The following is an 8,786-nucleotide window of genomic DNA, read 5'->3' as shown; positions in this document are numbered from 1 at the left end:
AGTCCTGCCAACTAGACAGACTGAATCACTGGTATCTCTGAGTCGCAACCGCGGCCTTTTTCAACGGAATCGGCCAAAACTGGACGTCAACAGGACGATGACAAAGCCATGATCGCTTGTCGGCGGCCATAGATCGATGCACTTTTATCTTTCTGTGTGGATGCTTCAGACCCGCTTCGTGATCCCGGTCACAACGCCAATAAACGATCCTGCGAGGAAAGAAGCACTAAGCATTATTAGATTGAGAACAAGCTTATCTTGACTAAATTGAAGTAAGATCCACCCAAGCAGCATGCAAATTAGCCCGCAGCCTACCGGCCAAAGCGCACGCCGCCGTACTGCGAGCCGCTGGGCCGGGCCAAGCAGCTCAGAGTTCCGCGACAGATTCCAGGCTCGGCGAAACGATAGCTCGAAACTCAAGGCTAATACGGCCAGACAGGCAGCGAAGAAGTAGTAAGACATTATCCTCGTTGCCAACTGTTACCATCTTGAAGGACGCGAGACGATAGCGTGGATTGATTGCCTCGGTCTTAAGGAGATAGCGAACAAACGGTCGTATCGGCGCACTATTCCAAGCTCGTCAACGATGTCCGCTTCGGGTCCATTCTCGCCCGACTGAGCGTAGGTTGTCCGCTGGCTCATGTCCGCTTTGCCCCGAAAGCACCGAGACCCCAGGCCGCTTCAGGTGCGCTTGGGTGCGAGCCCGTTGCAGCCGCCGGCCTGCTCGGCATCGAGCACGAGCAGGGCGCCGGCGACGTAGAGCCGGCTGACGAAATCCGCTGCATTGGATCGCGCGATGGTGACATAGGCGTTCGACGCCAGCACGCGGCCGTCGGCCTTCGCGATTGCCGCGATCGCCTGTGCCTGCGGCCCGATCACGGCCAGCGAGCGGCCGGGCGCGGTGCCGAAGGTCAAGGTAACGACGAGCGCGAGCCAGCCCGTGACGACGAGCGAGACCGCAAACGCGATCCTGCGGAGCGGCCGCGGTGTTGTCCGGCGAAAGCGTGATGGGATTAGGCTTGATTGTCGCCGCAAGGAAGGTGCGCTCCCTCCCCCGCTTGCGGGGGAGGGCTGGGGAGAGGGTGTCTCCGCAATGGACAATCCCCAAGTGGAGAGAGCCCTCACCCGGCGCTTCGCGCCGACCTCTCCCGCAAGCGGGAGAGGTGAGCAAGCCCGTGGCCCGACCGATTCAACCAGAACCCGTCGCGCTTTAATAGTCGTAGAAGTGCTCAAGGCTCGCACCCTTGGTCGTCAGCTCGCGCTTGATCTCGACGAGCCGATCGATCCTTGCCTTAAGGCCGGCCCTGCGGAAGCCGGGTTTGGCGTCCAGATCCAGTGAAAACAGCTCTGTGGTGTCGGGAATATCGAGAGCCGTCCCTTTCGGCGCGATCACTGTGATGAGGATTTCGTGATTGCCGGCGATCTCCGCCAGGCGATGACCGCCGTCGATCAGCTTGTTCAGGATCTCGCTCAGCGCCTTGTAGCGCGGCGCCTGCACGAGCTGCCAGTCCGGGGACAGCGTCCGGATCGGAGTGATGCGGGGCTCGGCGCGAAGCACGTCCTGCGGCAATGTCGCGACCACGAACATGATGTCGCGCGGCTCGTCGTCATCGCTGGCATCGAGCGCCTTCTGGATCGCTGCGGCATAGCCGATCTTGACGAAATATTCGGTGCCGAGCGCGAAGTTGCGCTCCCATGTGCGCAGATTGCTTGGCGTCGGCGTCGAGATCGCGGTCAGCCCGTTCAGCGTGTCGCTGAACGGATATTTGTACCAGGGGATGGTGTAGAGGAAGGCCGCATAGTCCTGGAGCACCGCGCGGGCGTATTCATCCTGCGGCGTGAGCTTCTCGCCCCTGATCCATTCGAAGGCGCGCCCGATCGTGTTCTCGTAGAGACCCTTGATCGCGTATTCGGCGGAGTAGCTGATGCCGATGACATAGATCATCATCTTCACGTCGAAGCGCGACTCAACACTTGCCGGGACCGCGCGGTTGATGGTGCAGAAGCTCTGCCAGAAGCCGAGGATGTGGTGCAAATAGCCGAAATGGCTTTCGCTGGACTGGTCGAGGAAGCGGCCAAAATCCTCGAAAGAATAGACGATGTACCATTCGGGGAAGGTGAAATAGGTGTTGTCGAGTGGCCGGCGATAGCCCTTCTCGCTGATCGGCGGGAGTGCCATTGCGGCCGTTGTCGTGGATGCAATGTCGGATGCGGGCTGGCAGGTGCCTTCGATATAGGCGAGCGGAACCAGGATCGCGACGGCGATCAGAGCGAGCAGCGTGAAGATGATGCGGCCAAGCTTCCTGAACATAAGCCTCTTAAACATAGGGCGCTTAAGCATGGGCCGGGTGCGTGCGCGGCGCGAGGAGATAGCCGATCAGGATGGCGAGCCCGCCAAGGCCGAGATGCGGCGCATTGGCGAAGATGCGGGTCGACAGCGGCAGGTTCAAAACGCCGTTGATGAGGATGCCGAAATCGAGATAGCCGCTGCCGGTGAGGAGGCCGAGCACACCGTCGGCGAAATAGAAGACGCCGAAGAGCTGGAAGAACAGTTCGGATGCGCGGCGCGACGTCAGCGCCGAGGCGAGCGCCCACAGCGCGGAGACGAGATGCAGGCCGTCGGCGTACCAGGTGCGGCGGAACAGGCCGAAGATCATGTCGTTCTGGTCGATGAAGGCGGGGATGTAACCGGTCAGGATCACGAAACCAAGCAGCGCGGCATAGCCAAAGGCGCACAATCGGATGACGTCCATGATTCCTCCGGTAAGTTCGAATCTCGTTCGAGTTTAGAGCGTTTTCCAGCGAAGTGGACACCGGTTCGCGTGAAGAAAACGCGTCAAAACAAGAGTCTAGAGCCCCGTTCCGATTCATCGGAACGGAAACGGCTCTAGAGTGTCCCGAGCGCCTTGAGCAGGGCATCATTGAACTGGCCGGGATCCTCGATCTGCGGAATGTGACCGAGCCCGGGCAGCAGAGTGAGGTGCGCCTGCGGCAGGAGGGCCTTCAAATCGTACGCCTGTGCGCGCGGCGTCACGGTATCCATTTCACCCCAGAGGATCGCAATGGGCTGCTTGAGCTGAGCGTAGGCGGCGCGGTCAGCGCTCATCGCGCCGCGATCTGTACCTGTGAAATAATAGAGCCAGTCGGCAATATCCGATGTCGAGTTCTGACGCGTCAGTGGCCGCTGCAGGATCTCGACATATGCAGGCAAGGCGCGGTCCTTCCTTGCGATCAGCGATTGCAGCAGCATCTTGGTTGCGAGCGGATTGGTGACCGTCAGCGACACCAGCATTTCACGCAGCCATTTAGGACGCAGCACTGCCGGTGGATCGGACGGTTCAGCCATCAGCCCCAGCGCCGCATCGACCAAGACCAGCGCGCGGGCGCGCGCCGGAAAGCGCAGCACCAGCTCGGTCGCAGCGCCCGCGCCGAAGGAATGGCCGACGATGACCGCGGGCGTCACCTTGAGCTTCTCGAGCACGTCGCTGACGCGCTCGGCCTGGTCCTGTCGCGTGTAGCCACCTGGCCGATCCGAGAAGCCGAACGGCGGCAGGTCGAGCGCGATCACATGATAACCGCCGGCTGCGAGCGCATCGCTGGTCGCTCGCCACAATTCGCTCCAGGCCGCGGTGCCGTGAAACAGCACGACGGGGACTCCGGAAAGAGGCCCCATTTCCTGAATGAACACGTCGCCCGAGCGCGTCGTCACCCAATGCCCGCTCGACGGTGCAAGATCGGTACGGCCTGCCGTCTCGCGAAAAGCAGCCGCCAGGCGGAATGCGATGATCGCTGCGACGACCAGCAGCAAGAGGGCGCCGCACAGCTTGGCCGCACCACGAAGAATTTTGGGAATCAAATGGCCTCGCGAGATGAGTCGATAGATGTTCGACCGCTACTCTAGCGCGAGTTGATTTGCGTTGAAACGAACCGCGATCGCGGGTCGTTCAAGATGGAATTGGGCTGCTGATTTGCCCGACGCGTCAATTCCCGCGCGGCGATGCCATTCTACTTTGCATGGGGTTGTTTTCGATATTTTTGGGGAGCCTGCCGGGCTCACTGCCCCGACGGGGTGCGCAGGCCGTGCCAGGCATCGCGCACCTGCTGATAGTGCACTTCGGGCAGATAGTCGGGGGTGTTGAGGGTCAAGGTCTTGACGTCGAGGTGGCCGACGGCGCTGAGCAGCGTGTAGGAGGCGATGACGCGGTCGCGCAGCGCGCCGATCAGTCGGGCCTTGGCCTGGATCAGGTCGGCTTGCGAGTTCAGCACGTCGACGGTGGTGCGCTGTCCGCCGGCGGCCTCGCGCTGCACGCCCTGCAAGGCGACGGTCGCCGCCTTCACCTCCGACTCGGAGGCCGAGACCGCGATCTTGGCACCTTCGTTTGCAACCCAAGCGCTGGTCGCGGCGGTGCGCGCTTGGTTGCGCACCTGGTCGAGCACGAGGCGGCTTTGCGCTGACACCTCTTTGGACTGCCGGGTTTGCGACGCGGCCTGACCGCCGTCATAGATCGGCGCGGTGACGTTGGCGACGATGGAGGCCTGGTCGGTGGCGAACGTGCCGAGCGTCTGGTCGGAGTCGCGGCTGCGGCTGGCGCTGCCCTGCACGTTGGCGCTCGGCAGCAGCGCGCCTTCGGCGACGCGGATATTGGTGGAGGCGACGTCGACGTCGAAGCCTGCCGCCATCACCGCCGGGTGCTCGCGGATCGCCATGGCGAGCGCGTCCTCGCGGCTCCGCGGCAGATAGCGGTCGACGACCTCGGCGGGCCGAAGCTGCGACGGCGGGTTGCCGATCACCTGGGCGTAAGTCGCCTGGCTGATGGCTAGCGCGACTTCGGCGGCGTTGAGATCGGAAAGCCCGCGGTTGAGGCGTGCCTCGGCCTGCGCGGTATCGGTCGGCGTGACGTCACCCGCATTCAGCCGGCGCTGGGTGACTGCGAGCGTCTCGCGCAGGAACGCGACGTTGGAGCGTTGCGCCTCGACCAGCGACTGGTTGGCGAGCACGTTGGTGTAGGCGGTCACGCCATCAAGCAGCACGCCCTGGCCGACATTGCGCAAGGCCTCGCGGCCCGACTGCACCTGAAGCTCGGCGACGCGCACGCTATTGGCGGTGCGGAAACCATTGAACAGCGTCTGCGTCACGGTGACGCCGATGGTCCAGGGCTTCAGCGTCGCGGTCTGGATCGTGTTGTCCGGAAGCAGGTTGCGTACCGATTGCAGCCCAGCGCTCAGGCTCGCCACGATCTGCGGCCGGTAGCCCGCAAGCGCCTGCGGCACGTTCTCGTCGGTGGCGCGCTGGCGCGCCCGCTCGGCATTGAGCTGCGGATTGGTCTGATAGGCTTTTGCGAGGGCGTCCGGCAGCGCTTCGGCCAGCGCGGCTGCGGGGAGGGCGCAGGAAAGCGTCAGCGCGGCCCATGTGACAAGGACATGACCCACGCCCGATCGGCGCCGCGTCATCACGCGGCCAGTTCTGGCGGCACGCCCCTTCATTTGATCCCGTAACAATCCCGGCTGTCCGCCCCTGCCGACGGCGGCCCTCTTACCTGTTTAACCAGCGCCGGTCCCGCAGGCAAACTGCCGCGGGTGAATGTCCCATGAAATCCGTGCTTGTTGCAGCTACGTCACAGGATTTTGGGGAAGGCATGGCGAGCCTTACACCAGCCTTACCGATTCTTGTTCAGCGGCTTACGCTTCTCGATGAAGGCGGCCATGCCCTCCGAGCGGTCTTCCAGCGCGAAGGTGGCGTGGAACAGGTTGCGCTCAACCTGCATGCCCTCGGCGAGCGTCGTCTCGAAGGCGCGGTTCACCGCTTCCTTGGCCATTGCGGCCGCCGGCTGCGACATCGCGGCGATCTTCTCCGCGGCCTCGATCGCCTCGTCCATCAGTCTGTCGGCGGGGACCACGCGGCTGACGAGGCCGCTTCGCTCGGCTTCCGCCGCGTCCATCATGCGGCCGGTGAGGCAGAGATCCATCGCCTTGGACTTGCCGATCGCGCGCGTCAGGCGCTGCGTGCCGCCGATCCCGGGAATGGTGCCGAGTGTGATCTCGGGCTGGCCGAATTTGGCGGTATCGGCGGCGATGATGATGTCGCACATCATCGCGAGCTCGCAGCCGCCGCCGAGCGCGTAGCCCGCGACTGCGGCGATCGTCGGCTTGCGGCAGCGCGCCACGCGGTCGCCGCCGATCGCGGCAAAATCTTCCGAGAACATGTCGATGAAGCCTTTAGGCTGCATCTCCTTGATGTCGGCACCCGCGGCGAATGCCTTCTCGCTGCCGGTGACGACGATGCAGCCGATCGCGTCATCGGCTTCGAGATCGTCGACGGCCGCGGCGATCTCGCGGAAGACGCCGAAGGACAGCGCATTGAGCATCTTCGGGCGGTTCAGCTTGATGATGCCGACCGCACCTTTGCTTTCGACGATGATGTGCTCGAACGTACTCATGCTCCACCCACGCATTTTCGATGTGAGCGGGCAATGTGCCCGCTGGCGCGGTGGGCTTCAAGAGGGCGAAGACGCCCAATGGGACGCGCGAGCCGCGCGTCCCCGGAACCGGCTCAGGTCCAAGAATCTCGAAGAATCAAGCCATGAGCATGCGCGCGGCCGAGGCCAGCGTCAGGAGCGCGCCAACGCCGATGAAGATCTTGCCGATCAGCGAACTCTGATCCCAGGCCGAGCTTTCGCTGCTCGCGGCGGCCATAGCCGGAGCCGGGCGCGGCTGCGCGTCGGTTGCGGCGACGACGGTCTTTTGCGCAGGCGGATTGTCCGGCTGCTGGGTGGCATCGCCTGGCTGATCCGACGCGGACGCCTGGCTGTCCGGTGCGGCGGTCGCTTGGTCGGCCGCCGCCTGCACGTTGTCATTGGCTCGCGACGTCATGGCGGTGGCTGCCGCGGCCGTCGGTGTATCGGCAGAGGCGAGCTGCGCATTGGCGTTGGCGACCGACGGCGGCATCGTGCTCGAAGCCGGCGCGGCGGTATCATCGGGCGCTGCGCTCGCCATGTCCTTTGCGGCGCTCTTGGCGGCTTTGTCGTCGGAGGATTTCTCCGCCGTCTTGCTGGTGTGGTGACGGGCGGAATGACGGCGGTGCTTGGCTGGCGTGACGGTCTCGGCCGATTTGCTCGCGCTGTCGGTCGTGTCCATCATGGACGACGTCGGCGCTGCCTGCGAGGCGCCGCCGACAAGCAGAAAGAGTCCCGCGGCGAGAATCAACGCTGCGCGGCCACTGGCTTCGATCATTTACGATCTCCCCAATTGCCCCCGTCCCGGAGCGCACAGAGACCCCGGGGCATGACCACAGCGGGGCAGAAAATGGGAATCTTCGGGCCTGAGCGGGCGAAACCGGGGCAATCCGGCGCGTCCGGCCGGCTTGGCGAGTGCGAGGCGAGCCGAACGGTGTTATGAGCCTCCCGGGCTTGCCGGCTAGACCGGGCCGCGGGGAAATGCGCTGCTTGCCGTAGGATCACGATTTCGTGATTAAGTCCGGCCGGTGTAACAAATTGAAAGAGCGGCCGAATTGCCGTGTGAGGGGCGCGCGTGCGCGGACGTGAGGACGAATGGACCGGCCTGATGCGGTCGGCCATGGCAGGGGATGATGCGGCGTATCATCGCCTGCTGAAGGCGATCACGCCGGTGCTGCGGGCTGCCGCCCGGCGCGGTCTCACGCGTGCCGGCCAACCTCCCGATCAAGCCGAGGATATCGTGCAGGACATTTTGCTGGCGGTGCATTTGAAGCGGCATACCTGGGACAGCGAGGCGCCCTTCGCGCCCTGGCTGTTCGCGATCGCCCGCAACAAGCTGATCGACGCGCTGAGGCGACGGGGCAGGCGGATCTTCGTCAACATCGACGATTTCGCCGAGACGCTGCCGGGCGAGGCGCCGCAGGAGACGGCCTCAGCAGGCGAGGTCGCGGCGCAGCTTGCCACGCTGCCGCAGCGCCAGCGCGACGTGCTGCAGTCGATTGCAGTCGACAGCACCTCGATCAGAGACACGGCGTCCAAGTTGTCGATGAGCGAAGGCGCGGTGCGCGTCGCGCTGCATCGGGGGCTGGCCGCGCTTACCGCCAAATTGCGGGACCGATGAGATGGATACCGATCAACTGATTCGCACGCTCGCGGCCGACAACGCGCATCGCGCGCCGAAGGTCGGCGCCGTGCTGGCGCTCTCGCTGCTGGTGGCCGCACCGCTCTCGATCCTGATCTTCGCCACTTTCCTCGGCGTGCGGCCGGACGTGATGAGCGCGATGCACAATCCGTTCTTCGACATGAAGTTCGCCGTCACCCTGTCACTCGCGATCCCCGCGATCGCGATCAGCCTGCATCTGTCGCGGCCCGAGGCCTTGATGCGCGGCTGGGGCTGGCTGCTGCTGCTCCCCGTGGCCTTGCTTGCGGTGGCGATCGGCGGCGAGATGATGATGGCGCCTGCGATGCCGATGACGATGCGTCTGGTCGGCAAGAATTCGAGGGTGTGCCTGTCGGCGATCCCCGCGATGTCGCTGCCGTTGCTGGCGGGCGCACTGTTCGGCCTGCGTCACGGCGCACCGTCGCGGCCTGCGCTTGCCGGCGCGCTTGCCGGCCTGTTATCGGCAGGTCTGGCGGCGACGCTCTATGCCTCGCACTGCACCGACGATTCGCCATTGTTCGTGGCAACCTGGTATACGCTCGCCGCCGCGCTCGTGACCGCGCTCGGCGCGCTCGTCGGATCAAAAGTGCTGAAGTACTAAAGCGGGATGGGGTTAGGTTGAATCGATTTGGGATTCCCAAATCAGCTTGCTTCTGATTCACCATGCTGGCTGG

General features: G+C 64.2%; 9 protein-coding genes. 2 read left to right on the top strand and 7 right to left on the bottom strand.

Annotated features, from left to right (window positions below):
- Positions 1-681: 681 nt before the first annotated feature.
- From SO180_RS41450 to SO180_RS41420, 7 genes are all read right to left on the bottom strand, one after another.
- On the bottom strand, positions 682-1,035 hold the full coding sequence (locus tag SO180_RS41450) for a hypothetical protein (protein ID WP_449384541.1): 354 nt from the start codon (positions 1,033-1,035) through the stop codon (positions 682-684).
- 175 nt (positions 1,036-1,210) lie between these two features.
- Positions 1,211-2,311: a hypothetical protein gene (locus SO180_RS41445; RefSeq protein ID WP_449384540.1), complete on the bottom strand. Its 1,101-nt coding sequence runs from the start codon at positions 2,309-2,311 to the stop codon at positions 1,211-1,213.
- A 22-nt stretch (positions 2,312-2,333) separates the two neighbouring features.
- Positions 2,334-2,753 (bottom strand): hypothetical protein, encoded by a 420-nt coding sequence (locus SO180_RS41440; RefSeq protein WP_449384539.1) that lies wholly within the window; start codon positions 2,751-2,753, stop codon positions 2,334-2,336.
- Positions 2,754-2,887: 134 nt separating this feature from the next.
- Positions 2,888-3,856: an alpha/beta fold hydrolase gene (locus tag SO180_RS41435; RefSeq protein ID WP_449384538.1), complete on the bottom strand. Its 969-nt coding sequence runs from the start codon at positions 3,854-3,856 to the stop codon at positions 2,888-2,890.
- A 197-nt stretch (positions 3,857-4,053) separates the two neighbouring features.
- Positions 4,054-5,484: a TolC family outer membrane protein gene (locus SO180_RS41430; RefSeq protein ID WP_449384537.1), complete on the bottom strand. Its 1,431-nt coding sequence runs from the start codon at positions 5,482-5,484 to the stop codon at positions 4,054-4,056.
- Between the two features lie 173 nt (positions 5,485-5,657).
- Entirely contained in the window at positions 5,658-6,437 is a 780-nt protein-coding gene (locus SO180_RS41425; RefSeq protein ID WP_449384536.1) for an enoyl-CoA hydratase, read from the bottom strand.
- 136 nt (positions 6,438-6,573) lie between these two features.
- Positions 6,574-7,230 carry a hypothetical protein gene (locus SO180_RS41420; protein WP_449384535.1) on the bottom strand — a complete coding sequence of 219 codons (657 nt, stop codon included), beginning with the start codon at positions 7,228-7,230 and terminating at the stop codon, positions 6,574-6,576.
- Between the two features lie 297 nt (positions 7,231-7,527).
- On the opposite strand from SO180_RS41420, the gene SO180_RS41415 reads away from it, so the two are divergent.
- The gene (locus tag SO180_RS41415) at positions 7,528-8,073 is read left to right on the top strand and encodes a sigma-70 family RNA polymerase sigma factor (RefSeq protein ID WP_449384534.1); all 546 of its coding nucleotides are present in this window, start codon (positions 7,528-7,530) and stop codon (positions 8,071-8,073) included.
- A gap of 1 nt (position 8,074) precedes the next feature.
- Positions 8,075-8,713: an NrsF family protein gene (locus tag SO180_RS41410; protein WP_449384533.1), complete on the top strand. Its 639-nt coding sequence runs from the start codon at positions 8,075-8,077 to the stop codon at positions 8,711-8,713.
- The last annotated feature ends 73 nt before the right edge of the window (positions 8,714-8,786 follow it).

Source organism: Bradyrhizobium sp. UFLA05-112 (assembly GCF_053572325.1).
This window is presented reverse-complemented; position numbering and strand designations above follow the sequence as displayed.